This window comes from Bacillus sp. RZ2MS9 (genome assembly GCF_001816185.2).
GTDB classification, from domain to species: domain Bacteria; phylum Bacillota; class Bacilli; order Bacillales; family Bacillaceae_G; genus Bacillus_A; species Bacillus_A cereus.
Map to the genome: position 1 here is coordinate 2,193,610 of NZ_CP049978.1, position 25,021 is coordinate 2,218,630.

The window sequence follows — 25,021 nt, forward strand, 5'->3', positions numbered from 1 at the left end:
ACAATGACATAAGTCAAACCTTTCACTAGGTGAAGTATTGTTGTATACATATATTTGGAAGGAGAAGAAGTATGAAAAAGCATTTATATATAAATGGAGATTGGAAATCTGTAAACACGTATAAACCATTATATGCACCATATTCTGAAGAAACATTAGCGGAAATTGCACAAGGCACGGAAGAAGATGTAAAAGAGGCTGTTACCGCTGCAAAAAATGCAATGACAAAAATGAATACATTATCTGCATATGATCGTGCGACTATTTTAGAGAAAGTTGCACAAAAAATGGATGAAAGAAGAGAAGAATTTGCAGAGATTATTGCAAAAGAAGCTGCAAAACCAATACGTGCTGCAAGGGGAGAAGTAGATCGTACTGTTCAAACATACAAATTTGCAGCTGAAGAAGCGAAGCGTATATATGGTGAGACATTGCCATTAGACGCCGCACCTGGTGCAGATGGGCGTATTGCATATACAATCCGAAAGCCGATTGGGGTTATAGGGGCTATTACACCATTTAATTTCCCATTAAATTTAGTAGCGCATAAAGTTGGACCAGCAATCGCTGCCGGAAATACAGTTGTATTAAAGCCAGCTGATCAAACGCCATTATCATCTTATGCATTAGTTGAGTTATTTGAAGAGGCAGGATTGCCAAATGGAGCTTTAAATATCATTTCTGGTCCTGGCTCCACGGTTGGTGAGGCAATCGTCAAAAATGATTACGTTGCTTCTATTACTTTTACCGGAAGTCCAAAAGTTGGAATCGGAATAAAACAAAAGGCTGGGCTAAAACGAGTTACGTTAGAACTAGGCTCAAATGCTGCTGTTATCATTGATGAAGATGTAGAGTTAACAGATGAAATAATTGAACGTGTAAAATGGGGAGCATTTGTTAATAATGGGCAAGTTTGTATTTCAGTACAACGTGTTTTTGTACATGAAACGAAAATGCATGAATTTCTTTCGAAGCTAAAGAAAGCGATGGAATCAGTTGTTGTTGGTGATCCACTGCTTGAGGAAACGGATGTATCAGCTTTAATTTCAAAAAGAGATGTAGAGCGAATTGATATGTGGGTTCAAGATGCAATTAAGGAAGGAGCAACTGTTTTATGCGGTGGTAAGAAGCGGGATGCAAGAATTTTTGAACCGACTGTATTAACAAATGTTCCAAATCATGTATCTGTGCAGTGCCAAGAAGTATTCGGTCCACTCATGACAGTAAATACATTTAAAGAATTTGATGAAGCGATTGAACAAGTAAATAATTCGCGTTACGGCTTACAGGCAGGTGTATTCACAAATAATTTATTTAAAGCAATGCGTGCAATTGATGAGCTAGAGGTTGGTGGTGTCATGATTAATGATATCCCAACGTTCAGAGTAGATCATATGCCTTATGGTGGTGTGAAAGAAAGTGGTACGGGGCGTGAAGGAATTAAATATGCAATAGAAGAAATGACAGAAATGAAATTAGTATGTATTAAAAAATAAAATAGAAAAACTTAAAACTTGCACTAAAAAACGAGTAGGAAATGTTTACGATTCCATACTCGTTTTTTACGCTGCTAGTAACTATTTAATTAAGTGTAACTTTTACTTCATTTCTTGTTTGAAAATAGTATCTTCTACATAAATTTGTTCTTTATCTACAGCAGTAGCATGAGTTAATACTAAACCGATTGGTGTTTTTGTATCTTTATTTTGAACAATTGTAAAAGGAACATTTTTTTCGTTTGCTAATTTAATGTATTTTGATAAATGTGGGTAAGCAATGCCACCATTTAGGAGGAGTTGTAATGATTGAGAAGGGCGCATGCTACCCGCCACTTCAGAGTATACATTACTTTGCATTACTTGACCGATCGTTAAAGCGATTTCCACACGCTCACGTAATGTAGTTAAATACATATTACGTTCTTCTGGTTTGTTTTGCTTTTGGCCGTAAATGCCTTCTTGGAGATAATCTTCCACATTTTTATTTACCATATTTTTCACACCTTTCATTTTCTATTGTACGCAAGAATTAAAAATGATGCAAAAAAAGTCGTTTTGACTACGGAAATAATGAAAATATGTGAAGGAAAAAGGGGATTTGCATACAATTAGTTAAATAAGAAAGAAAAAATAATTTTATCAACAGAAATTAACAAAATGTGACAAAAATCTATTAACGAATCGTATTTTTTGTGTTAATATTCAAAATATAAAGGGTATTCGTCGTATGGAAATGGAGGGAATGGAGGTTTTTCCAATCGATAAGGATATTAAAGAAATATTTTGTTCACACTTGAAAAACAATAGGCACCAATTCGTAGAGAACTGGAAAAACAAAATGATAATTTCCGAAAAAGATCCATTTAAACTAGAAGTAGTTCAAAATGGAGAGGATTTACTAGAGTTAATTATCGAACTTACTATGGAAGATAAAGATATAAATTATCTTCAACCGTTATGTGAGAAAATTGCTATTGAACGTGCTGGAGCAGATGCGAATATTGGAGATTTTGTTTATAACGCAAACGTGGGAAGAAATGAACTTTTCGAAGCGATGTGTGAATTAGATGTTAGTGCTCGTGAATTGAAACCAATTATGGCAAAAATACATACTTGTTTTGACAAATTAATTTATTATACCGTTTTAAAATACTCGGAAATTATATCGAAGAATTTAGAGGAAAAACAGCAATATATTAACGAAACACATAAAGAAAGACTGACGATTTTAGGACAAATGTCAGCTAGTTTTGTACATGAATTTCGTAATCCGCTTACTTCCATTATGGGGTTTGTCAAATTATTAAAGGCAGATCATCCGAGTTTATCGTATTTAGATATTATTTCGCATGAATTAGATCAATTAAATTTTCGTATTTCGCAATTTTTACTCGTATCAAAAAAAGAAATGTGGAATGAATCGGAACGGTTTTGGCTTAATGACTTGTTTCAAGACATTATACAATTCTTATATCCGAGTTTGGTCAATGCGAATGTTTTGATTGAAAAGAATTTACCGTATCCAATTCCGCTTGTTGGTTATCGGAGTGAAGTGAGACAAGTATTTTTAAACATATTAATGAATTCAATTGATGCTCTTGAATCAATGAAAGAAGAACGAAAAATTATCATTGATGTATTTGAAGAAGATCAAGCTATTCGAATTGTGATAAAAAATAATGGACCAATGATTCCAGCTGAAAATGTAGAAACGATTTTTGAACCATTTGTAACTACTAAAAAGTTAGGAACTGGTATTGGATTATTTGTATGTAAACAAATTGTGGAAAAACATAATGGATCCATTATGTGTCGATCAGATAACGATTGGACAGAATTTCAAATTGCATTTCAAAAATAAACAGTCTACACCAATGAATGGTGTAGACTGTTTTAATTTGTGAGTATAACGGCTTCTAATTTAGGATCTTTAGTTGAATAACCTACTATTGAAATTGTATAAATAACATTTGGTTCAACATTGAATTTCGGTATAGTCAATAAAATGTTTTTATTATCTGCGAGTGAAATTTCAATATCTGCTGTACCAGGGCTAACTTGCAAAAAATCGGTTCTTTGTTTAAAGAGTACATTTTCAAATAAATGATCTCCATCTTTTAAATCTACATTTACAACAGGGGTATCTGGAGAGAAATGTGCAAAGCGTATTTTTGCTTGACCAGCTGGTAAATGTGTATTATCAAGTATAGGTTGTAATTGTAGGTGATTATCACTATTTATTGCAGCAAGAGTATAAGTATGATTTCCCATTATTGGTACCAACGCTGAAAAGATTGGAGTTTCATTTCCGACAGGAACAATATCTATACGGTATTTACCTTGCACTAATGATAAATAAGGGCTGAATTGCTTAAATGAAATATTTTTAATAACCTTTTGTCCGTTTACTAAAATGTCAACCGCCGGTATATTTGGATCGGCATGAAAAATTCTTATATGTGATGGTAAAGCAGCTTCTTGTGAGTCTCTTGTTTCATACGCCTGTACAAGTTTTGATAGTGCATCGTAATATTTCATATATAATTCTATATATTTTTTAGGGTTACGAAACTGATAGTAACGTGCGAGCTGTTCGTATTGCGTAACTTCTTGTCCATATTTTTCGATTTCAGATTGAGACATGAACATTCCTCCTTTGTCATCATTAAAACTATATGCGAAGCAAGAAAGCGGTTATGCAAAAAAAATGATTTTATAAAGGGAAAATTAAAAAGTGACAACAAATATGTTTTCATAAAGAGGTGCTGGTGCTTACGAGAATTTCACAGAGTAAAGCAGTACATATGACTGTACGAAAGTAAAATAAATGCCAAATTGAAAGTGCATTTCAATTAACATATTGAATACATGTCCAAAAATCGCTAGAAAACTAGGGATTTTTTTAATTATAGGCAAATACACATACAAAGTGATAATTGTCCTACATAAATTATAAAGGAAAGATACTTTGAATCTGAGGAAAGGAGTGCCACTTCGGGATAGGGATATCCCGATAGTAATTGTGAATGAAGTTATGAAAAGGTTTTGTGTTATAGACTGTAGGATGAATTTGTAAACTTCATTTTTCTATTTATTTTAGCAATTGATAGTATTAACCCATAAGAGAGCGTCATGACGAACTGATTAGTGTGGTTAATCGGTTCTTTTTTTATAGTTTAAAAATGAAAAGTTTACATAATGAATAGGAATCTGAATTGATTAGTAAGGTGGGTGTCGAAATTTGTTTTAAAATATGCAATTTAAAGTAGGATAATAGGAAGGAGTTTAACGGGAGTTCCGTCGAAGTGTACAGAATGTCGGTATTTAAGGACAGCTGGCATTATGCTATAAAAACATTTGGTGATGCAGTCATTTCATATAAAAAGGAGGGTCATTTGGGCGTATAGAAAAGGGTTGGTCTTCGGTTTTTTAGTTCTGAATTTTCTGTTTTATAAAATTTTTTAAGCACTCATTTGTATATTTTATAATAGTTTTTTGATAAATTCACTGCTTTTGCAGAGGATTCTTTTTTATGAAAGAAACGTCAATTTTCTTCATATATATATACAAATTGGAGAAATGGGGGAGCGCTATGCGCGATTACTTAATTAAACCACTTGTTGGTCAGCCGTATCCAATGATTTCACATGGAAAAGGTGTTTATTTGTATGATCAAAATGGCAATAAATATTTTGATGGTTCGTCAGGAGCAATTACGGCAGGTATTGGGCATGGCGTAAAGGAGATTGCAGACGTTATTAAAAAGCAAGCTGAGGAGATTGCTTTCGTTTATAGATCACAGTTTACGAGTGAACCAGCTGAAAAATTAGCGAAGAAGTTAAGTGATTTAAGTGTAGGAGATTTGAACTGGAGTTTTTTTGTAAATAGTGGTACGGAAGCGAATGAAACAGCTATGAAAATTGCAATTCAGCATTTTCAAGAGCGAGGTATTCAAGGGAAACATAAAATTTTATCAAGATGGATGAGTTATCACGGTATTACGATGGGTGCTTTATCAATGTCTGGGCATCCACTACGTAGACAACGTTTCGTATCTATTTTGGAAGATTATCCGACTATACCAGCTCCATATTGTTTCAGATGTCCTGTTCAAAAGGTATATCCAACTTGTCAGCTGGCATGTGCGACTGAACTAGAAAGATCAATTGAAAGAATTGGTGCAGAGCATATTGCTGCTTTTATTGCTGAGCCGATTATCGGAGCAGCTGGAGGCGCGGTTGTTCCGCCGAAAGATTATTATAAAGTCATTAAAGAGATTTGCGACCATTACGATATTTTATTTATTGCGGATGAAGTAATGACTGGGCTTGGTCGTACTGGAGCATGGTTTGCGATGGAGCATTGGGGCGTAGAGCCGGATATTATGACACTTGGTAAAGGGTTAGGAGCGGGATATACACCGATGGCAGCGACAGTTGTAAGTGATCGTGTTATGGAACCAATATTACGTGGATCACGTTCAGTAATGAGCGGTCATACGTTAAGTGCAAATCCATTGTCTGCAGCAACGGCTTTAGCTGTTATTGAATATATGGAGAAACATAATCTTCCTGAAAAAACAGCAGAAAAGGGAGAGTATTTAATAAAAGGCTTACAGAAAGTTCAGCAACAATCGACAATCATTGCTGATGTGCGCGGAAAAGGGTTGCTAATCGGAGTAGAATTGCAACCGTTTACAAAAGCGTCAGAGCTTATTTCAGTTGCAGCTAAAAACGGCCTGCTTTTATATCAAGCAGTTTCAGGGCAAGCAGGAAAAGAAGATAGTGCACTGCTTGTAGCACCGCCAATGACAACTACATATTCCGAGTTAGATGAATTACTTTCAATTTTCTCTAAAAGTGTGGAAGAGATGATGCAAAAAGGAGGGCATAGTATCGCATGACAACTATTACAAATACATTCGGTAAATTAAAAGAAATTGAGGAAGTAATTTCTTTGTTCCATGATGATATGACATTAATGTTTGGGGGATTTGGAGGGATTGGATCCCCTCCATCTTTAATACAGGCAATTTTAGAAAAAGGCGTTACAAATTTGAATTTGATTGGAAATGACACTGGATTTCCTGATGTAGGTATCGGTCGTCTTGTTACAAATGAAAGAGTTAAATCACTAATTACTTCTCACATTGGCTCCAATCCAAATGCAGGAAGGCAACTAAACGAGGGAAGATTACAAATTGAGTTTTCTCCGCAGGGAACATTAGCAGAGCGCATTCGCGCTGGTGGCGTTGGTCTTGGTGGTGTTTTAGTTGATGTTGGTGTTGATACGATTGTGGAAGAGGGAAAACGAACAGTTGAAATGAATGGTAAGACTTACTTAGTTGAAACAGCATTAACTGCTGAAGTTTCAATTGTATATGCAAAAAAGGCAGATCCGTTTGGTAACCTTGTATTTGACAAAAGTGCACGAAATATGAATCCTCATGTAGCGATGGCTGGGGATATAACAATTGTAGAAGCGGAAGAAATAGTCCCGCTTGGAAGTTTAGATCCAGAGGAAATTGTCGTTCCAGGTGTTTTCGTAAATTATATTGTACCGTCGGAAGGAGTGAACTGGAAATGGGTATGGGCGTAGAAGTGAGGGATAAGATTGCTAGGCGTGCGGCGAAAGAAATACAAAATGGTATGATTGTAAATTTAGGTATTGGCATACCATCGCTTGTACCAAATCATTTGCCTGACGATATAAATGTTATGTTTCATGCGGAAAATGGAATCGTGGGCATGGGACCAACGCCAAGTAAAGGGAATGAAGACGAAAATTTGTGTAATGCAGCAGGTTTACCAACTTCTCTTATAACAGGAGCGAGTTATTTCGATAGCTGCACAGCGTTTGGGATGATTCGAAAAGGTTTGCTAGACATAACGATTCTTGGTTCATTACAAGTAAGTGAAAATGGCGATTTAGCAAACTGGATTGTACCTGGAAAACGTGTTCCAGGTATTGGTGGAGCAATGGATTTAGCACAAAAAGCGAAGCGGGTCGTTGTTGTGATGAATCATGTTGATAAGTACGGAAATGCAAAAATTGTTTCAGAGTGTACATTGCCATTAACTTCAAAGAAATGTGTAGATTTAATTATTACTGATATGGCAGTCATGGAGGTAACTCCGAGTGGACTTATATTACAAGAATTAATGAGCCCATACACAGTAGAAGATGTAAAACGACATACAGAAGCTGATTTTCAAATTAGTTCTAACTTACTAGTAATTGAATGAAGGGAGATGTAATATATGGAGCAATTAAAAAAGCAAGTTTGTGATTATATTGAGAGCCATGAAGAGGAAAGTGTGAAATTTTTAAAACGATTAATTCAAGAAAAGAGCGTATCTGGTGATGAAAGCGGTGCGCAGGCAATTGTGATTGAAAAATTACGTGAATTAGGTTTAGATCTCGATATATGGGAGCCCTCCTTTTCTAAAATGAAAGATCATCCTTATTTTGTATCACCCCGTACAAGTTTTTCAGATAGCCCAAATATTGTAGCAACTTTAAAAGGAAGTGGCGACGGGAAATCTATGATATTAAATGGGCATATTGATGTAGTTCCAGAAGGGGATGTGAATCAGTGGGAACATCACCCTTATAGCGGTGAGAAAATAGGGAATCGTATATATGGCCGTGGAACGACGGATATGAAGGGCGGAAATGTCGCACTTATGCTTGCGATGGAAGCGATCATTGAATCTAGTATTGAATTAAAAGGAGACATCTATTTTCAAAGTGTAATAGAAGAGGAAAGTGGTGGAGCAGGGACATTAGCAACTATATTACGAGGATATAAAGCAGATGGTGTCATTATTCCAGAGCCTACTAATATGAAGTTTTTCCCGAAACAACAAGGTTCCATGTGGTTTCGTCTACGTGTAAAAGGGAAAGCTGCACACGGTGGAACGCGCTATGAAGGGGTTAGTGCAATTGAAAAAAGCATGTTTGTTATAGAACATGTAAGAAAGCTAGAGGAGAAAAGAAATAGTCGAATTACAGATCCGTTATTTAAAGGAATTCCAATTCCAATTCCAATTAACATTGGCAAAATTGAAGGAGGGAGTTGGCCAAGTTCTGTTCCCGATGAATTAATTTTAGAAGGAAGATGCGGTGTTGCGCCGAATGAGACTATAGAGGCGGCAAAAGAAGAGTTTGAGAATTGGATTGTTGAATTAAATGATGTGGACAATTGGTTTGTTGAAAATCCGGTAGAAGTAGAATGGTTTGGAGCGAGATGGGTTCCTGGTGAATTAGAAGAAAATCATGAACTCATTACAACACTTCATCATAACTTTGTTGAAATCGAAGGGAACGAACCAATTATTGAAGCATCTCCGTGGGGGACTGATGGAGGTTTATTTACACAAATTGCAAACGTACCAACAATAGTATTTGGTCCAGGAGAGACGAAAGTAGCACACTATCCAAACGAATATATAGAAGTTGATAAAATGATAGCTGCCGCAAAAATTATTGCATGTACATTACTAGATTGGTGTGAGGTGAAAAAATGAAATACTATGAATCTTTTAGAGAACAGACGAATTGTTATACAGTAGAAGGCGTTTTAGATTATTTTAATAAACGTATCCGGGTAGATCACTATACAGGAAATGTTGAAAGTATTATACAGACAATTGACGAACTAGCAGAGAAACATTCTTTCACTAAATGTATTATTAAAGGAAAGGGAGAGCATGTTTCAACATGGCTCTCTTTCGGTTTTTTGTTGGAAGCAACGATACCTCATTATTTTCAAGGACACGATGCATACTTTTTTGTGAAATATAATAATGATGAAAGACGAAATAGTATGCATTGGACTGAGGAAGATACTATATTAAGCGGTGTAAAAGGAAAAGAAATAAAAGAAAAAGTAGTTCCAGAGAAATTTTTGCTGAGAAAAGCGACTGAAGAAGATGCAGAAGAATTAGCAACTGTCTTCGGAAATGTATTTGAAGTGTATCCGACACCTTTAAATGAAGCGAGTTATGTATTACAGACGATGAAAGAAGACGATACAATTTACTACGTGTATGAATTTGAGGGGAAAATTATTAGTACAGCATCTGCAGAAATGAACATAAAGGAAGGGAATGCAGAATTAACGAATTGTGCTACTTTACCTGAATATCGTAAACATGGATTTATGAAAAGTTTATTAATTAAATTAGAGGAAGAGCTTCGAGAAAGATCTATTTTCTGCTCCTATACAATTGCTCGATCGCTTTCTTTCGGAATGAATGCTGCCTTTCATCAATTAGGCTATACGTATACAGGAAGACTGGCGAATAATTGCTACATTTTCGATAAGTTGGAAGATATGAATATATGGGTGAAAGATCTATCTAGTTATTCGAAAGCAGTAAAACTTCCGTCTCAAAATTTGGCTGTAAAGCAAAACAGTTAGGTGGAGCTGGGTGTTCGAAAAGCTGTACTAATTAGAGTTTCGAGTTATCTAATGAAAATATAAAATTGGTCAAAATTATAGAACGGAATCGTCATGCTTACAATCGCACATAGGTGTGCTGAAAATCCGGCATGTAATTGCCGGATTTTCGGCAAGAGGGGGGATGACATTGCTAGCAGTTTCGACACAAGAAGTCATTGAAGCGATTTTGGGCAGTATTGATGAGGCTATACACGCTGTAGATGAAAATGGAATTACAATATTTTATAATTCTGTAGCTGCAAAACACGATGGATCCAAGATTGAAAAAGTGTTAGGGAAACATCTGTTAGAAGCGTTCCCGTCTTTATCAAGGGAAACGAGTACATTGATGAAAGTACTAGATACAAAAAAACCTATCGTACATCAGGTACAACATTATCAAAATTTAAATGGTGAAGATGTTTGTACAGTAAATACGACGTTACCTATTTTTATAGATGGGAATATTGCTGGGGCTGTTGAAATTGCAAAGGATTACTCTACAATTCAAAAACTTACTGACACAATTGTTGACTTACAGTCGAAAATAAAGCGATCATCTAGAAAAAAAGTGATTAAAAAGCACGCTGCATTTGAGACGATAGTGACAAATGATACGCGGTTTAAACAGACGAAAGAGTTAGCACAAAAAGTAGCACCAACAGACGCGAATGTTTTAATATATGGTGAAACAGGAACAGGAAAAGAACTGTTCGTACAAGCAATTCATGAAGCTTCTAAAAGAAAAAACAAGCCATTTATTGCACAAAACTGTGCAGCTTTACCAGAGTCGCTATTAGAAAGTTTATTGTTTGGAACGACAAAAGGAAGCTATACGGGAGCGATTGAAAGAGCTGGGCTATTTGAACTTGTTGATGGTGGTACATTATTTTTAGATGAACTGAATTCAATGCCTCTTGATTTGCAGGCAAAAATGTTACGAGTGTTAGAAGATGGAGTCATTAGAAGAATTGGTGATAATAAGACGAGAAAAGTAGATGTTCGTGTTATTACCGCAATGAACCAGCCTCCAGAAATATGTTTACGAGAGAATAAAATTCGCACTGATTTATATTATCGCTTAAACGTATTTTCATTATATATCCCACCGCTTCGTGAAAGAACTGAGGATGTACTATTATTAGCATCTTATTTTTTGAAAGAATATAATAAAAGTTATAAAAAAGGTGTACTTCAAATTGATGAGGAAGCGAAAGATAGACTGCAAGCTTATCAGTGGCCTGGAAATGTCCGGGAGTTAAAACATACGATTGAACATGCTGTTATTATTGCAGAAGGGAATACATTGACAGCCAATTGTTTACCACGTACATTCCGGAAAGAGAAGTTTTCGAAGAAGAAGGGTATAATGCCACTTAGAGAAGCACTTCATCAAACAGAAAAAGAATTAATAGATCAAGCGTTGATTGAAACGGAAGGGAATATATTACAAGCCGCAAAAATGTTGGGTATCCCTCGTCAAACGCTTCAATATAAACTGAGCAAGTACGACAAAACCGCCGAATAATCGGCGGTTTTTGTGTGTTTGCACGAATAAAAGAGCGTTTACATATATAAAAAGTAATGAATATGATGTTAAGTATTGATTTCATACAACGCTTAAAAATATTTTTTTGCTTATGTAATAGGGTTCTCCGCACATTTACTTATCAACAATGTAAAGTTGGCATAACTATTGCTTATATAAAGGATGAGCGTATAAAAAGGGGGAATAGCAATGTTACATGATGTATACAAACCAAATCGTCACTGGAAGGATATCGAATTATGGAAAGATGTTACTGAAGAGCAATGGAATGATTGGGTTTGGCAATTAACGAATACGATCAAAACGTTAGATGACTTAAGAAAAGTGATTAACTTAACACCTGAAGAAGAAGAGGGCGTTAAAATTTCAACGAAAACGATCCCGTTAAACATTACACCGTACTATGCTTGGCTAATGAATCCTGATGATCCACGCTGTCCGATTCGGATGCAATCAGTACCGATTTCGGAAGAGTTATATAAAACAAAATATGATTTAGAAGACCCACTTCACGAAGACGAAGATTCACCAGTTCCAGGGCTAACACATCGTTATCCGGACCGTGTACTATTCTTAGTAACAAATCAATGTTCTATGTATTGTCGTTACTGTACACGTCGTCGTTTTAGTGGACAAATTGGAATGGGTGTACCGAAGAAACAATTAGATGATGCAATTGCTTATATTCGTGAAACGCCACAAGTACGAGATGTATTAATCTCCGGTGGTGACGGACTTCTAATTAACGATAAAATTTTAGAATATGTATTAAAAAATTTACGAGAGATTCCGCATGTTGAGATTATTCGTATCGGAACGAGAGCACCAGTAGTATTCCCACAACGTATTACAGAAAACTTATGTAACATTATTAAAAAATACCATCCAGTATGGTTAAATACACATTTCAATACATCTATTGAAATTACTGAAGAATCGAAAAAGGCATGTGAAATGTTAGCGAATGCTGGTGTTCCAGTCGGAAACCAAGCAGTAATTTTAGCTGGTATTAACGACAGCGTTCCAATTATGAAAAAACTTATGCATGACTTAGTAAAAATCCGTGTACGTCCATACTACATTTATCAATGTGACTTATCTGAAGGTATCGGTCACTTCCGTGCACCAGTATCTAAAGGTCTTGAAATTATTGAAGGTTTACGTGGACACACATCTGGTTATGCTGTTCCGACATTCGTTGTTGATGCGCCAGGCGGAGGCGGTAAAATTGCACTTCAACCAAACTATTTAATCTCACAAAGTGCAGATAAAGTTGTACTTCGTAACTTTGAAGGTGTTATTACGACGTATCCAGAGCCAGAGAGCTATATTCCAGGAAGAGCGGAAGGATACTTTAAAGAGATTTATCCGAACTACGAAGAAAAACGTTCAGATGTTGGTATCGCAGGTCTTATGAGCGATAAGAAATTTAACCTCGTTCCAGACGACTTACAGCGTATGAACCGTCGTAAAGACTACGAAGATAATGATACGCATGCATCTTTAAAAGATAAACGTGATAAGCGCGATCAATTAAAAGATAAAAAATATCAAGCACAAATGGCTAAGTTAGAAGAAAACGACAAAAAAACTGAGGGTGATGCAGTATGAATTGTATGTGGTGTGACAGTACAGAAGCGAAAGAAAGCTTGAATACTGTATATTGGGAATTACCAGATGGTACGAAAGCCATTGAAATCCAAGAGACACCATGTATTTCTTGTTCCTCGTGCGGGATGGACTATCAATCAGACCATACAGTAAAAGAAATTGAAGATCAATTATTCTTAATTTACACGAAAGATTTACCAAAACAACTAACATATGAAGAATTAATGGGAAGACCGCGTCTATTAAAAAGAAATTATTTCGACTTTTAACCAGCTTTTATGCTGGTTTTTTTCTTTTTTGCCTTGTATAATGTACCCAAGTTAGAAAGGTAGGGAATATTTTTGAAAAAGACATTTTACCATTATATGATGAAGCATCGTGCAGCTTTATTTAGAAATGAAATTTCAGATTTAGCAGAGGCGATGTATGATGATTTAAGTTTTCCGAAGCAATCTGAAGACTATGATGAAATTAGTTCATACTTAGAGTTGAGCGGAATGCTAGAAAGTATGTCTATATTTGATGAAGCCTGGGATTTATACATACAAGATAGATAAAAACTATTTGAAAACATACAGAATACATTACTTTATTTAAAGTGAAGTATTCTGTATGTTTTTTTATACGAAATTTGTTGATTTGAAGCTAGTCTAGTTACTAGCTTTTTTTTGAGTGTAACGTAAATTTTATAAGATTATAATTTTTATTGAAAAAATTTATGAATATAAGCTTCTGTGATAAGCGTTTTTATGTAGGTTGCATATACTGATATCAAAATCACGACGTCAAAAAAAGGAGAGATAGAGATGGCAAGAAAAAAACAACCTAAATACAACGTAGGGGACATAGTCGTGATTACGCTATATGGAACCGTTGGGAAAATCACAAATATGAAGGTTTTAGATGGAGTTTATGTATACGAAGTCAATAATCACGATGGATTTTACGTAGAGCAAACGCTGCAGCACGTTACAGAGCAAGATATGAAAAAGGGCGATACGGAGTGGATTGAATTAAATTATAATTTCACGTTTGGTGATCTTGTGCAAGTAACTGGATATGATAAAGACGTTTTCCGTATTGTTGGTTTTCGTACAGAAGTATGGAGATATAAGAATGACGCATGGGAAGATACAATTTATGAATTGTCACGGATTACGGATGGTGAATGGTTAGAAGCGGATGAATCAGATTTAACGTTACTAGCCAATGCTCAAACGGCAAATGCAATTTTGAAGAAAATGAAACAAGATAAAGCAGGTATGAATAAATTGGATTTAGGAAAGTTAAAGTCAATTAACAACTCGAAAAAAGTGAGTGTTAAGACGAATCGTCAAGAAATCATTGATGGATTACTTGACATTTATAACGATTATCAATTATTGTTCGATACATTTAAAGATGAAGAATATAAAATTGTAATGGATGTTGTTCATAATTATTTAGTTAAATTGACAGAGAAAAAATAGTTAACTAGAAAGAGAGAATAAATTGAACAACAACATATGCAGTATAAGGTATGCCTACAACTATTAAAAAAATAAAAAGCCACTTTATAAGAGAGTCTGCCCATTGATCTTCATGCATGAACTCTTCTTTTGTTTGTCCTACTTCATATTGATTTTCCATTATTATTTCCCCCTTTGAATAGCTTGTACTACAATCGTATGCATCTCGTCCAAAGCTTATGACCTATAAAAAAATAAAATCTATTTTTCTAATCTCATATACATAATTTTGAGATTTTTTCATAAAACAGAAATAAAGGAGTGATGCTCATGAAGGAAATTGAAGTCGTGATTGATACGGAAGAGATTGCGGAGTTTTTTTATGAGCAACTAATTGAAAGAGGGTACGTCCCAAAACGAGAAGAAATTGAAGATCTCGCAGATATTACATTTGAGTATTTATTAGAGAAATGCATGATTGATGAAGTTTTTGATGAAGAGGATGAATGAAAGTAACGACGGGCATAACTCGTCGTTTTTTACTCTTTACAAACCTGTCACAAATATAGTCAATAATTATTGATATAATGAAAAGAAAATTTTACTCAAGAGGTGAAGGAATGTTCAAAAAAATTATTGATTCTTTATTAGGAAAGAAAAAATATCGTTCGTATTCAAGTAGTGATTATCGTCGTAGAGGGCGCTCGTATTCAAGTAGCGATTATAAACGACGTTCATCTGGTTATGGACATCAACATTATAAAAGAAAACGTAAAAGCCGTAGCTTCTTTTCAAGTAGCTGATGAAATGGCGTCGTGTACTAGCATTATTTGATAGACCACTGCGAAAAAATACAATTGTTGCAGAGCGTTATAAAATTGAATCAGTAATTGGAATGGGCAGTTATGGGGTTACATATGTCGTTAATGATTTACAAATAAATAGATATAAAGTCTTAAAACAATTAAGACAAAGTAAACAAAGATATGAGTCTGGTAGAAAATCATTTGAACAAGAGAAAATGATTTTACAAACATTAAATCATCATGCAATTCCTAGTCTATATGATCATTTCATATGGGAGAAAAAGAGCTTCTTTGTGATGGAGTACATGCCTGGTAAAAATTTTGAAGATTATATTTTCATAGATGGGTATGTATATACAGAACGTGAAGTTTTTGAGATTTTATATGAAATATTAGAAATTGTATCGGTGTTTCATAGTGAAGGCATTATTCACCGAGATTTACGCATTCCAAACATATTAATGAAAGAAAATCAAATTAGTATTATTGATTTTGGATTAGCTAAATGGAAAGGTGAGGATGATGAGCGAGCTACAACTTACGAAGGTGAACAAGCTTTGATGCGAGAAGTTCAATTTCGTAGCGACTTTTATGCGCTCGGTCATTTCTCATTATTTTTATTATATGCAGGATATGAATCTAATGAAAAACAGGAAAAACCATGGTACGAAGAATTAACTTTGGAAAATTATAATCGCGAAATGCTTATGCGAATGTTACAAATAAAAACGCCGTACTATGAGAATGTACAAGATTTAAAACAAGATGTAGCTTCTGCTTTAGAAAGGATGGAGACTCCATGTTTCAAAAGTTTTTAGCAAGCGTTGGTATTGGAAGTGCAAAGGTAGATACTGTTCTTGAAAAAGATGAGTATATTGTTGGGGAAGAAATAGTTGGAAAGGTTCATATAACTGGAGGTTCAGTTAGCCAACAAATTGAAAGCATTTACTTAACATTATCGACGTCGTATGTACGAGAAGTGGATGATAAAAAAGTAACAGCAACATATGATTTAGAGCGAGTACGCTTAACCGAACCTTTTTCTGTAGAACCAAATGAAACAGTTGACATTCCATTTTCTTTTCCAATGCCAATTGAAGCACCACTTACACTTGGTATGAAAACGGTTTGGATTCATACAGGTCTTGATATTAAACGTAGTATAGACCCAAGTGACCGCGACTACGTTCAAGTGTTACCTAATGCATTATTAAGTAGTGTTTTAGATAGTGTAAATGAATTAGGGTTTAAAGCACGTCATATAGAATGTGAAGAATTACCGCATCGATTACGTAAACAAGTTCCATTCGCACAAGAATTTGAGTTTATTCCGGTTTCTGGAGAGTACTACGGCAGATTAGATGAATTAGAATTATTAATTTTGCCACGTGCATACGACCGATTAGAAATAATTATGGAAGTAGATAGAAAATCACGTGGATTAGCTGGTTTATTCGCTGAGGCACTTGATCTTGATGAGAAGGTTATTCGCTTCACTGTAACAAGAGAAGATATCCCTGAGATGAAGCAAAAAATTAATAATTATATTTTTTAATAAACTATGCATAAAAAAGAAATGGAGAGGAAAACTAAAACAACCGCTCCATTTTTTTGCATAGTGAGGTTATGTATGTGAAACGATATCGACATTTATACTTGCTAAGTTTTACGTTACTCATTTGTTTTGTCGTATTATCACTTTCGTATCATACCGCTTGTATTGAGAACTTTGACAATATAGTCGCACATTTTATTCAAAGCTTTCGAAACGATTATTTGACGACCTATTTTACTTGGGTGTCTTTTATTGGTTCCAAAAGAATATATTTTCCATTACTCATTATTCTTGTAATGTATTTTCTCGTTAGAAAAAAGTTGCTTAGTGCGTTGCTTCTAACAATTAATTACTACGGATCTCGTTATTTAAACAGTATGCTTAAACTATGGTACGAACGAGCAAGACCTGATGTCACGCAGCTTGTTACTGCAACTGGATATAGTTTTCCGAGCGGTCATACGATGAATGCTACTGCTTTTTTAGGATTTATTGCATACGTCACAATTACTGAAGAACGTATTTCGTTGCATAAAAAATTGTTAATTATTCTTATAGCAAGCTTTGTTGTATTATCTATTTCAGTTAGCCGAATATATCTTGGCGTGCACTATCCATCTGACATATTAGCAGGATGGGCAGCTGGTGGTAGCTGGCTCGTTTTATGTGTTATATTCCATAAAACGTTCATAAAAAAAGAACCTATGTCATAATAGGTTCTTTTTTCATTGGCTCAACATGAATGTGTGCATGGTAAATTCCAAACTTTTTGCGAAGCATAGCTTCGATGTTGTCGGTAATACAGTGACTTTCTCCAACATCCATGCGAGCATCTACTTCAATTGTAATATCAACGTACGTTTGATTCCCGTACATACGTGCTCGAATATCTACAATGTTTTCCACACCGCCAATATGCTCAATAGCATCAGCGTATTCTTCCATTTTATCAGGATCAATTCCATCTGTAAGCATATGAGAAGATTCTACGAAAATCTCCCATGCAGTTTTACAAATAATAAGACCGACAATTAAAGCGGCAATAGGGTCTAAAATAGGCATTTGGAACTGAGAACCGACAATACCTACTACAGTACCAATACTTACGAGCGCATCTGATAAATTATCCTTTGCAGCGGCTTCTAATGATTTACTTTTTGTTCGTGCTGCAATTTTTTTCGTATACAAATACACGCAATACATAACGACAGCAGAAAATAAAGCAACCCATGCAGCGAGTACATTGGGCGCTGCTTGTTTCGGATTTAAGAAAGATTGAATGGCACTAATAACAACTTCTAATCCGACTGTTGCCATAATGAAGGACGCAACAAGTGATGCGATTTGTTCGGCACGCGAATGCCCATACGGATGATCTGGGTCACGAGGTTTACGAGATATTTTTAGACCAATTAATATTGCTAAAGAAGCACCGATATCCGTTAAGTTATTTAAACCGTCAGCGCGTAATGCGCTAGAGAGGGTAATATAACTGATGATGATTTTCATAGAGGATAAAAATATGTAGGCCATAATGCTGACAATAGCGCCTTTATCAGCTTCTTTATGAGAAAGAGTATCCATTTTAATCACTCACCTTTCTTTAAAGGAATTTCTTTCTATAAATAGAGTATCAAACGAAAGTCGTGTGGGTCTATACAAACATTGTTGACGTTTTATAGCTTTTTAAGAAGGGGATAACAAAGTTTCGTGAAGGAAAAATATGTTGAAAAGTACAAAGTCAGGGTGTAAACCTAATTAGAGTCTATTTACTAAAGAGATAGGAGGGGAGATGGATCAAGAAACGAATACTTTTCTTACTACATATTATTCTTATCATGACAAGGTGTAATTCATTAAACGAGGAAAAACGTCAAAAGATAATTATGAAAAAAGATGAAAGCCCTCTGGAAAATATTTTCCAGAGGGCTTTCATCTTAGTATGCTTCTAAAAACTCAGTAACTTGCTCTTCTGTTTTTGCGTTAGCACTATGTAAGTGGCCTAGCTTCTCACCGTTTTGGTATACAAGTAAACTTGGAATACCCATGACTTGATACTCTTCAGCGATACTTGGAAACTCATCTTTATTAATAGAATACCATTCAAATTTATTGAACTCTTCCATTACATCTCCGATAAAGTTGTCCATACGTACGCAATCTGGGCACCATGTAGTAAAGAACTTAACAACTACTGGCTCCTCGCTTGCGATGATGTCTTTGAATTCTTGTTCTGTTTTAATTTCTTTCATAAGTAAAACTCCTTTCAATATCACACGAATTTATATGCAAAATTCGCATTTGCAAACATGTTGCAAACTTATTATTTGTTTTTTAGTTTTGTAATTCGTTCACACTTATAAAATTGTATGTAACATGACTGCGCTACTAAGTGTGAAAATAACGGAACCTCACTTTTCTTTATAAGCTTTTTCCAGGGTTGTGTCAAACTTTTGAATTTTATACAGAAATTAAAGAAGCCCAAACTTTGATTGAGTATGGGCAGAGTGACTAAAATTAATTGCTTATTAATTTCGAATAAATATTTAAATCGATAAGCTTTCCAGCTGATTTTTCGCTTTTTCTCAGAGTACCTTCAAAAGTAAAGTTTAATTTTTCTAATACTTTTACGGAATTTACATTTGCTGGTTCAACTTTTACAAAAATTGAATCAGGTTAGAAATTATATGGTTGTAATGGGAATTGAGGGATATGAATAAAAAAATTGTATCCCGCATTAACGGGCAGTAAGACCTCCACTGATTAAAGTTTCACTTTATTAGGGATTTGCCTTAAACATTTATTACAGTCAAGAATATTTATAATAATATGAACTAAAAAAGGTCCAATTTTTGTAATGTTGGAGGGGAGTATTGTGGACATAACTCAAAGCGTGGCAAGAATAGTGGTTAATGGGAAAGACCTTTCTTTCACTTCAGTTCAAACCTCTGCATGGAATCATGGACCTGTAAATGATTTAATCGTTACGACGAATCAGAGGGTGAATGAGCTTTTTCAATTCATGTGGTCACAAGTACCGGTTACGATGTCGATATATTTTCTTCAAGGGGCGGATTTACTTAGGTTCGTTAGGGTTGCTGGAATCGATGAGCGTGTAACAGGAGAATATGTATATCATTTCATTTGGTAATAAGAAGAATTCAAAGTAGTCTAGCAGCTACTGTTTTATTTTGTCATTTGAATATAAGCGAGCGGACTAGCTTATAGTACCTACTGAAATAAAGAATCATAATATAATTTGTAATAAATTATACGGAAGTGAGTTGAAGATCATGTTTTATTCATATTTTAATTCTGAAGCTGGCATGCGACCAGCGTATGGTACGTCTATAACATATAGTGGAGCACAAAGTACAGTCCAAGCTATTCAACAAGCATTGCAAATGCAACAACAAATGCAGCAGCAAGGAGTACAACCATATTACTCATCCGTAGAGTATTTTTACCCAGTACATCATGTTACACCGTACGGAAGTTCTTTTCTTACTATTCCATATGGAACTATATACAACTTATAACTAGTAAGGAATGAAGTGGTTTATATAAATAAGGGTGCAGATTAATAGCGCCCTTATGAATAAGAAAAATAGCTAGTCCAAACCTTATAAATCAATCTTACATAATATGTAGTAATAAGTTTGAAAGGGGAATTAGTATGTCTTGTTATTACTACTGTAAGTATTGTAAGGAGTATAAAAAGAAGCATCATGATTGTTGTAAGAACACTAGTAAGTGTCATGATAATAAGGACAATCTTGTTAGAGCATCGGCATTTAGAGCTAGAAATACTGTGAATCAAAATGTTCCTGCTAATACTTTTGTGAAAGTGTTATTTCAAAATGAACAATTTGATTTAGCGAATGAGTATAATCCAGCAACATCTATTTTTACGCCGAAGACTAAAGGAGTATATTCTATTATTGGAACGATTGGTTTCTTTCCAAACGATCCAACTTTAAATTATAGAGCGCGTGTAGAAATTCGTGTGAATGGAAACGCAGCGATAGCTATCGATAATGACTTTTTTGGTCCAATAAGTTTTGGAAATGTCGTAAGTGTTTCGACGATTGTTCAATTGAATGCAGGGGATGAAGTTGAGATTTATGCACAAAGTAGTATAGATGGGGTTTTAAGTCCTTTAGAAGATGGGGCACATTTTGAAGCAGCAAGATTTCCTTCTCCAATTAAATAAAACAGATAATTAAATGTTTTTTAGTAGGTTTAGTTAATCCCCTTACCAAATGGTGGGGGAATATTATTGTTTTTCTAAAATATATAAGTAAATAGGTAAGTGTAGTTTAATTTGTAGGGGCTTCAACCTTCTTCAGATAATGAACAAAATAATATGCAAATAAGTAACATGCTTGTGAAAACTCATTGTTAGTAAGTTTACTAGTTTTCTTATTGAACAGAAAGACGGAATACATAAAAGATCGTATCATTACGTTTTTTCTTTACTATATAGAAATTACATATTGAACATAGATTTGTGTAGGGAATCCTAATACACTGAAAAGAATAACATAAAGGCGATTACACTATATAAAAACAAAATCAATCCTAAGATGAGTAGTATTGGATGCAACTTGAACATATTTGACCTCCTTGAGTATATAAAGAATTTTAATATATTGTTGGTCAATTTAGAAGGGGGACGGTTACATAAAAAAAGAGCATACATAAAAAGTATGCTCCAAAGAAAGATAGGTTTTATGAGTGGATAATCTCCATACGATAATATATGTTCTATTAATAAAAACGTGTAAAAAATCAATGAATTATCAATGGAATATCATAAAATGAGTAATTTTAATTTAGGAATGCAGTTATTTTCTTTCTCAGTTATCTTTAGGTAACAAAGTTGTGAAAATCGTGCATTATGCGGACTAACAACGGGATAACGATCGTACTTCAGTTACATATTTCTGAAAGTCTGGATATTGCGTGATAGTTTGACATTTAGGGGTGCATAGTTGATTAATTATAGACACATTTGTAATTACTTCGTTACAAGGACCGAAAAATGTAACTTTTAGTTTTGAATTTGGTGGAATTTTAAACACGATAGGTTTTTTTTCCATGAAATCAGCTCCTAATATTGAGTATTATAATTTAAAGGATATAGAGTCGTATTAGTATAATATGAAATTTCAGTGGATTTGCTTATAATAAAGAATTTCATAGTAGTAAAAGTGCTTAAAGATGTAAAGGGGAAATTGAGAATGTGAAATAAAATGTTTAATTAATATAACTAATGCATTTTTTAGTTTGTTACATATTATGTTAGTAAGAATGGTATAAGGAGGTAGTATAAAATATTGGAAGAAAATGTACAAGCTCAGCTTTCGCCACCGTGGATCACATATTTTAATGAATTAAAAAATTCAACATTTGACTTAATAATATATAGAAAATGAGTAGTGATTTTTATTAACTGAAAGGGAATTGATACTGGAAGTTTTAAGTTAATAATATAAGAGGATTTTTTCTAATATCTATAAAAATGTTCAATACTTAAATTGATAGGATGAGACTACATAACAAATAGTAAGGTATATTTCGAATATGAGAATATTTTTTGTGACATACATGTTAAAGCTAATAGAAATATTTCTGAAAGAGAATATATTTTGAAAAACAGTAAAGATTCTTTTTACTTATATTATAGATAGCTAGTTTTAGAGAGCTGAGGCTTACAATAAAACTAGCTATGAATAGGACATTCAAAAGGAGCTGGAATGTATGGGGTATATTGTAGACATTTCAAAATGGAATGGAACTATCAATTGGGATATTGCAGCATCTCAGCTAGATTTAGTGATAGCTAGAGTTCAAGATGGCTCTAATACGGTGGATTTTATGTATCAAAATTATGTTAGTGAAATGAAAAAGCATAGTATCCCATTCGGTAATTATGCTTTTTGCCGTTTTATATCTATTGCTGATGCAAAGAAAGAGGCACAAGATTTTTGGAATCGTGGTGATCAATCTGCTAAGTTTTGGGTAGCGGACGTAGAAGTTCAAACGATGGTAGATATGCAAGGCGGGACACAGGCATTTATTGATGAATTACGCCGTTTAGGTGCGGAAAAAGTAGGATTATATGTAGGGCATCACACGTATCTATCATTTGGAGCACGTAATATTGAAGCTGATTTCGTATGGATCCCTCGTTATGGAGGGAATAAGCCAGCATATCCATGCGATATGTGGCAATATACGGATTCAGGGAATGTTCCTGGGATTGGGAAATGTGATCTGAATCGATTAGTAGGAAATAAGTCACTTTCTTGGTTTATAAATTCGAACAAAGCAAATCAATCTAACATAGTGTATACACAGCAACCAAATGGCATTGGTATTGCAGTTTCGAAATATCCTGATGGATATGGAATAAATTTATATGAAAACCCCATGAATCCTCAATTTACAGGTACACTCACTCAAAAAATTCCATATTTAATCTTAGCAGGTTATTGGGGAGGCGGTGAGCAAGATATGATTTGTTTAGGGAACGATAAGCAGTGGGTATATTTAAAACATTTTAATGTGAAATGGTTTTATGCAACTTCAAAATATCCTGTCGGTTACGGAGTAAATTATTATGAAGAGCCTGAATGTATGAATTATAAAGGAAACATAGATGGATCGACATCTTTTCGAGTGTGGGGTAGAGTGGGAAAGGCGGTAGATATCGGACAGAATAGTTGGATACCTGAAAAACATGTAATTATTAAGCAACTATAGAAGCTATATTTTTTTGAGAATTATATAAAGAGCCTTCTTACTATGCATAGTAAGAAGGCTCTTTATATTTAAAAATGAAAATACATGATACATAGTCAACTCATATGAAATGAATTACATGTAGAAAACACACTGTTTTCACAATGACTGTGTATAGTTAATTTGCATAATGATAAAAGTGAGGTATTTGAATTGAAAAAGAAGAAAATATTTATTGGAACAATTATTTCATGCATGATGCTAGCATTATCTGCATGTGGTTCCTCAGACAACGTAGTAACATCAAAAGTAGGAAATGTTACAGAGAAAGAATTAAGTAAAGAATTACGACAACAATATGGAGAAAGTACTTTATATCAAATGATGTTAAGTAAGGCATTGCTAGATAAATATAAAGTTTCAGATGAGGAAGCAAAAAAGAAAGTAGAAGAAGCAAAAGATAAAATGGGTGAAAACTTTAAATCGACTTTAGAACAACTTGGGTTGAAAAATGAAGATGAATTAAAAGAAAAAATGAAGCCAGAAATTGCATTTGAGAAAGCAATTAAAGCAACAGTTACAGATAAAGATGTGAAAGATAACTATAAACCAGAAATGAAAGTAAGTCACATTTTAGTGAAAGATGAAAAAACGGCTAAAGAAATAAAGGAGAAAGTAAATAATGGTGAAGATTTTGCTGCCTTAGCAAAACAGTATTCAGAAGATACTGGTTCAAAGGAACAGGGCGGGGAAATATCTGGTTTTGCCCCTGGACAAACAGTGAAAGAATTTGAGGAAGCTGCGTATAAATTAGATGCAGGCCAAGTAAGTGAGCCGGTTAAAACAACTTACGGTTACCATATTATTAAAGTGACGGATAAAAAAGAATTGAAGCCATTTGATGAAGTAAAGGATAAAATTCGTAAAGATATAGAACAACAAAGACTACAAGATACGACAGGTAAATGGAAACAACAAGTAGTCAATGATTTATTGAAAGATGCTGATATTAAAGTGAATAATAAAGAATTTAAAGATACATTTAAATTTCTAGAAAAGAAATAATGACTGTAATCATAATTAGAAAAGGGAACTCATATAGAGTTCCCTTTTTCTAATTAGTGTGTGAGTTATAAATAGATAGTAAGACAATACAATATTACATTTAAATATTAAGAATTACAATGGAAAATTATGGATTATAATTATTTCAACGAAAGTGGATATTCTACGGTTTTCATTATGCAAGTTTATTACATATATTTACTCTTTAATAATGGATATCGAACATAATTTAAAAAATAATACATATAATGTTTTTGAATAAATATTTAACATGGATAATTAGTAAAAAGCTGAG

At 34.2% G+C, this 25,021-nt stretch carries 28 protein-coding genes and 1 pseudogene; 22 read left to right on the plus strand and 7 right to left on the minus strand.

What is annotated here, in order from left to right; genetic code table 11:
• Positions 1-71: 71 nt before the first annotated feature.
• The gene (locus tag BHV55_RS11340; protein ID WP_070757412.1) at positions 72-1,496 is read left to right on the plus strand and encodes an aldehyde dehydrogenase family protein; all 1,425 of its coding nucleotides are present in this window, start codon (positions 72-74) and stop codon (positions 1,494-1,496) included.
• A gap of 102 nt (positions 1,497-1,598) precedes the next feature.
• Here the strand turns inward: BHV55_RS11340 and BHV55_RS11345 are convergent, their stop codons facing one another.
• Complete coding sequence (locus BHV55_RS11345; RefSeq protein ID WP_000247557.1) at positions 1,599-1,991, minus strand: YueI family protein; 393 nt, start codon at positions 1,989-1,991, stop codon at positions 1,599-1,601.
• Between the two features lie 235 nt (positions 1,992-2,226).
• Between BHV55_RS11345 and BHV55_RS11350 the strand changes: the two genes are divergently transcribed.
• Entirely contained in the window at positions 2,227-3,360 is a 1,134-nt protein-coding gene (locus BHV55_RS11350) for a BA2291 family sporulation histidine kinase (RefSeq protein ID WP_000425086.1), read from the plus strand.
• Between the two features lie 32 nt (positions 3,361-3,392).
• On the opposite strand, the gene BHV55_RS11355 is transcribed toward BHV55_RS11350, so the two are convergent.
• Positions 3,393-4,142: a DUF4397 domain-containing protein gene (locus BHV55_RS11355; protein ID WP_048567972.1), complete on the minus strand. Its 750-nt coding sequence runs from the start codon at positions 4,140-4,142 to the stop codon at positions 3,393-3,395.
• 949 nt (positions 4,143-5,091) lie between these two features.
• On the opposite strand from BHV55_RS11355, the gene BHV55_RS11360 reads away from it, so the two are divergent.
• The 10 genes from BHV55_RS11360 to BHV55_RS11405 all read left to right on the plus strand — a co-directional run bounded on the left by BHV55_RS11360 (position 5,092) and on the right by BHV55_RS11405 (position 14,574).
• The gene (locus tag BHV55_RS11360) at positions 5,092-6,402 is read left to right on the plus strand and encodes an aspartate aminotransferase family protein (RefSeq protein ID WP_001205882.1); all 1,311 of its coding nucleotides are present in this window, start codon (positions 5,092-5,094) and stop codon (positions 6,400-6,402) included.
• Positions 6,399-7,097, plus strand: a complete 699-nt coding sequence (atoD, locus tag BHV55_RS11365; RefSeq protein ID WP_000208107.1) for an acetate CoA-transferase subunit alpha — start codon at positions 6,399-6,401, stop codon at positions 7,095-7,097. The genes BHV55_RS11360 and atoD overlap by 4 nt, the downstream gene beginning before the upstream one ends.
• Positions 7,082-7,744: a CoA transferase subunit B gene (locus BHV55_RS11370; RefSeq protein WP_000525278.1), complete on the plus strand. Its 663-nt coding sequence runs from the start codon at positions 7,082-7,084 to the stop codon at positions 7,742-7,744. Before atoD ends, BHV55_RS11370 begins: the two co-directional genes overlap by 16 nt.
• Positions 7,745-7,759: 15 nt before the next feature.
• Entirely contained in the window at positions 7,760-9,028 is a 1,269-nt protein-coding gene (locus BHV55_RS11375) for a peptidase (protein ID WP_000436691.1), read from the plus strand.
• Positions 9,025-9,924, plus strand: a complete 900-nt coding sequence (gene ablB / locus BHV55_RS11380) for a putative beta-lysine N-acetyltransferase (RefSeq protein ID WP_070757411.1) — start codon at positions 9,025-9,027, stop codon at positions 9,922-9,924. Before BHV55_RS11375 ends, ablB begins: the two co-directional genes overlap by 4 nt.
• A gap of 163 nt (positions 9,925-10,087) precedes the next feature.
• Positions 10,088-11,473, plus strand: coding sequence for an arginine utilization transcriptional regulator RocR (rocR, locus tag BHV55_RS11385; protein WP_011110073.1), 1,386 nt, complete (start codon positions 10,088-10,090; stop codon positions 11,471-11,473).
• 210 nt (positions 11,474-11,683) lie between these two features.
• Positions 11,684-13,105 carry a lysine 2,3-aminomutase gene (gene kamA / locus BHV55_RS11390; RefSeq protein ID WP_000902142.1) on the plus strand — a complete coding sequence of 474 codons (1,422 nt, stop codon included), beginning with the start codon at positions 11,684-11,686 and terminating at the stop codon, positions 13,103-13,105.
• Positions 13,102-13,374: a YokU family protein gene (locus tag BHV55_RS11395; protein ID WP_000995763.1), complete on the plus strand. Its 273-nt coding sequence runs from the start codon at positions 13,102-13,104 to the stop codon at positions 13,372-13,374. The genes kamA and BHV55_RS11395 overlap by 4 nt, the downstream gene beginning before the upstream one ends.
• Before the next feature lie 72 nt (positions 13,375-13,446).
• A complete protein-coding gene (locus BHV55_RS11400; protein WP_000750717.1) occupies positions 13,447-13,662 on the plus strand; it encodes a YozE family protein in 216 nt (71 codons plus the stop codon).
• A 249-nt stretch (positions 13,663-13,911) separates the two neighbouring features.
• Positions 13,912-14,574, plus strand: a complete 663-nt coding sequence (locus BHV55_RS11405) for a hypothetical protein (protein ID WP_000101499.1) — start codon at positions 13,912-13,914, stop codon at positions 14,572-14,574.
• Between the two features lie 4 nt (positions 14,575-14,578).
• Here BHV55_RS11405 and BHV55_RS11410 read toward each other — a convergent pair whose 3' ends face one another.
• Positions 14,579-14,734: a DUF3930 family protein gene (locus BHV55_RS11410; RefSeq protein ID WP_000431486.1), complete on the minus strand. Its 156-nt coding sequence runs from the start codon at positions 14,732-14,734 to the stop codon at positions 14,579-14,581.
• Between the two features lie 149 nt (positions 14,735-14,883).
• On the opposite strand from BHV55_RS11410, the gene BHV55_RS11415 reads away from it, so the two are divergent.
• From BHV55_RS11415 to BHV55_RS11435, 5 genes are all read left to right on the plus strand, one after another.
• Positions 14,884-15,063, plus strand: coding sequence for a YozD family protein (locus BHV55_RS11415; RefSeq protein WP_000658451.1), 180 nt, complete (start codon positions 14,884-14,886; stop codon positions 15,061-15,063).
• Positions 15,064-15,173: 110 nt separating this feature from the next.
• On the plus strand, positions 15,174-15,356 hold the full coding sequence (locus BHV55_RS11420; protein WP_000473371.1) for a hypothetical protein: 183 nt from the start codon (positions 15,174-15,176) through the stop codon (positions 15,354-15,356).
• Complete coding sequence (locus BHV55_RS11425; protein WP_070757410.1) at positions 15,356-16,177, plus strand: serine/threonine protein kinase; 822 nt, start codon at positions 15,356-15,358, stop codon at positions 16,175-16,177. The genes BHV55_RS11420 and BHV55_RS11425 overlap by 1 nt, the downstream gene beginning before the upstream one ends.
• Positions 16,159-16,914, plus strand: a complete 756-nt coding sequence (locus tag BHV55_RS11430) for a sporulation protein (protein ID WP_000486631.1) — start codon at positions 16,159-16,161, stop codon at positions 16,912-16,914. The genes BHV55_RS11425 and BHV55_RS11430 overlap by 19 nt, the downstream gene beginning before the upstream one ends.
• A 77-nt stretch (positions 16,915-16,991) precedes the next feature.
• Positions 16,992-17,627: a phosphatase PAP2 family protein gene (locus BHV55_RS11435; protein ID WP_000833370.1), complete on the plus strand. Its 636-nt coding sequence runs from the start codon at positions 16,992-16,994 to the stop codon at positions 17,625-17,627.
• Here BHV55_RS11435 and BHV55_RS11440 read toward each other — a convergent pair.
• From BHV55_RS11440 to BHV55_RS11450, 3 genes and pseudogenes are all read right to left on the minus strand, one after another.
• Complete coding sequence (locus tag BHV55_RS11440; protein ID WP_000380385.1) at positions 17,617-18,498, minus strand: cation diffusion facilitator family transporter; 882 nt, start codon at positions 18,496-18,498, stop codon at positions 17,617-17,619. The genes BHV55_RS11435 and BHV55_RS11440 overlap by 11 nt on opposite strands.
• A 353-nt stretch (positions 18,499-18,851) precedes the next feature.
• A complete protein-coding gene (locus tag BHV55_RS11445; RefSeq protein WP_000658787.1) occupies positions 18,852-19,166 on the minus strand; it encodes a thioredoxin family protein in 315 nt (104 codons plus the stop codon).
• Between the two features lie 265 nt (positions 19,167-19,431).
• Positions 19,432-19,581 (minus strand): annotated as a pseudogene (locus BHV55_RS11450) (GNAT family N-acetyltransferase); the annotation flags it as partial.
• Positions 19,582-19,789: 208 nt separating this feature from the next.
• Between BHV55_RS11450 and BHV55_RS11455 the strand changes: the two are divergent.
• The 3 genes from BHV55_RS11455 (at position 19,790) to BHV55_RS11465 (ending at position 21,127) form a co-directional block, all read left to right on the plus strand.
• Positions 19,790-20,065, plus strand: a complete 276-nt coding sequence (locus BHV55_RS11455) for a hypothetical protein (protein ID WP_118414474.1) — start codon at positions 19,790-19,792, stop codon at positions 20,063-20,065.
• Positions 20,066-20,207: 142 nt separating this feature from the next.
• Positions 20,208-20,453: a DUF3947 family protein gene (locus BHV55_RS11460; RefSeq protein ID WP_048567976.1), complete on the plus strand. Its 246-nt coding sequence runs from the start codon at positions 20,208-20,210 to the stop codon at positions 20,451-20,453.
• Positions 20,454-20,590: 137 nt separating this feature from the next.
• The gene (locus BHV55_RS11465; protein WP_002100961.1) at positions 20,591-21,127 is read left to right on the plus strand and encodes a C1q-like domain-containing protein; all 537 of its coding nucleotides are present in this window, start codon (positions 20,591-20,593) and stop codon (positions 21,125-21,127) included.
• 694 nt (positions 21,128-21,821) lie between these two features.
• On the opposite strand, the gene BHV55_RS11470 is transcribed toward BHV55_RS11465, so the two are convergent.
• Positions 21,822-22,016, minus strand: a complete 195-nt coding sequence (locus BHV55_RS11470) for a hypothetical protein (RefSeq protein WP_000412559.1) — start codon at positions 22,014-22,016, stop codon at positions 21,822-21,824.
• Between the two features lie 661 nt (positions 22,017-22,677).
• On the opposite strand from BHV55_RS11470, the gene BHV55_RS11475 reads away from it, so the two are divergent.
• On the plus strand, positions 22,678-23,682 hold the full coding sequence (locus BHV55_RS11475; protein ID WP_070757408.1) for a glycoside hydrolase family 25 protein: 1,005 nt from the start codon (positions 22,678-22,680) through the stop codon (positions 23,680-23,682).
• A 192-nt stretch (positions 23,683-23,874) separates the two neighbouring features.
• Positions 23,875-24,726: a peptidylprolyl isomerase PrsA gene (locus BHV55_RS11480; RefSeq protein WP_000727342.1), complete on the plus strand. Its 852-nt coding sequence runs from the start codon at positions 23,875-23,877 to the stop codon at positions 24,724-24,726.
• The last annotated feature ends 295 nt before the right edge of the window (positions 24,727-25,021 follow it).

Excerpts from the sequence above, each read along its gene's own strand:
- BHV55_RS11340 (WP_070757412.1), top strand. The coding sequence starts at position 72 with ATGAAAAAGCATTTATATATAAATGGAGATTGGAAATCTGTAAACACG.
- BHV55_RS11345 (WP_000247557.1), bottom strand. The coding sequence starts at position 1,991 with ATGGTAAATAAAAATGTGGAAGATTATCTCCAAGAAGGCATTTACGGC.
- BHV55_RS11350 (WP_000425086.1), top strand. The coding sequence starts at position 2,227 with ATGGAAATGGAGGGAATGGAGGTTTTTCCAATCGATAAGGATATTAAA.
- BHV55_RS11355 (WP_048567972.1), bottom strand. The coding sequence starts at position 4,142 with ATGTCTCAATCTGAAATCGAAAAATATGGACAAGAAGTTACGCAATAC.
- BHV55_RS11360 (WP_001205882.1), top strand. The coding sequence starts at position 5,092 with ATGCGCGATTACTTAATTAAACCACTTGTTGGTCAGCCGTATCCAATG.
- atoD (WP_000208107.1), top strand. The coding sequence starts at position 6,399 with ATGACAACTATTACAAATACATTCGGTAAATTAAAAGAAATTGAGGAA.
- BHV55_RS11370 (WP_000525278.1), top strand. The coding sequence starts at position 7,082 with ATGGGTATGGGCGTAGAAGTGAGGGATAAGATTGCTAGGCGTGCGGCG.
- BHV55_RS11375 (WP_000436691.1), top strand. The coding sequence starts at position 7,760 with ATGGAGCAATTAAAAAAGCAAGTTTGTGATTATATTGAGAGCCATGAA.
- ablB (WP_070757411.1), top strand. The coding sequence starts at position 9,025 with ATGAAATACTATGAATCTTTTAGAGAACAGACGAATTGTTATACAGTA.
- rocR (WP_011110073.1), top strand. The coding sequence starts at position 10,088 with ATGACATTGCTAGCAGTTTCGACACAAGAAGTCATTGAAGCGATTTTG.
- kamA (WP_000902142.1), top strand. The coding sequence starts at position 11,684 with ATGTTACATGATGTATACAAACCAAATCGTCACTGGAAGGATATCGAA.
- BHV55_RS11395 (WP_000995763.1), top strand. The coding sequence starts at position 13,102 with ATGAATTGTATGTGGTGTGACAGTACAGAAGCGAAAGAAAGCTTGAAT.
- BHV55_RS11405 (WP_000101499.1), top strand. The coding sequence starts at position 13,912 with ATGGCAAGAAAAAAACAACCTAAATACAACGTAGGGGACATAGTCGTG.
- BHV55_RS11410 (WP_000431486.1), bottom strand. The coding sequence starts at position 14,734 with ATGGAAAATCAATATGAAGTAGGACAAACAAAAGAAGAGTTCATGCAT.
- BHV55_RS11415 (WP_000658451.1), top strand. The coding sequence starts at position 14,884 with ATGAAGGAAATTGAAGTCGTGATTGATACGGAAGAGATTGCGGAGTTT.
- BHV55_RS11420 (WP_000473371.1), top strand. The coding sequence starts at position 15,174 with ATGTTCAAAAAAATTATTGATTCTTTATTAGGAAAGAAAAAATATCGT.
- BHV55_RS11425 (WP_070757410.1), top strand. The coding sequence starts at position 15,356 with ATGAAATGGCGTCGTGTACTAGCATTATTTGATAGACCACTGCGAAAA.
- BHV55_RS11430 (WP_000486631.1), top strand. The coding sequence starts at position 16,159 with ATGTTTCAAAAGTTTTTAGCAAGCGTTGGTATTGGAAGTGCAAAGGTA.
- BHV55_RS11440 (WP_000380385.1), bottom strand. The coding sequence starts at position 18,498 with ATGGATACTCTTTCTCATAAAGAAGCTGATAAAGGCGCTATTGTCAGC.
- BHV55_RS11445 (WP_000658787.1), bottom strand. The coding sequence starts at position 19,166 with ATGAAAGAAATTAAAACAGAACAAGAATTCAAAGACATCATCGCAAGC.
- BHV55_RS11460 (WP_048567976.1), top strand. The coding sequence starts at position 20,208 with ATGTTTTATTCATATTTTAATTCTGAAGCTGGCATGCGACCAGCGTAT.
- BHV55_RS11465 (WP_002100961.1), top strand. The coding sequence starts at position 20,591 with ATGTCTTGTTATTACTACTGTAAGTATTGTAAGGAGTATAAAAAGAAG.
- BHV55_RS11470 (WP_000412559.1), bottom strand. The coding sequence starts at position 22,016 with ATGGAAAAAAAACCTATCGTGTTTAAAATTCCACCAAATTCAAAACTA.
- BHV55_RS11475 (WP_070757408.1), top strand. The coding sequence starts at position 22,678 with ATGGGGTATATTGTAGACATTTCAAAATGGAATGGAACTATCAATTGG.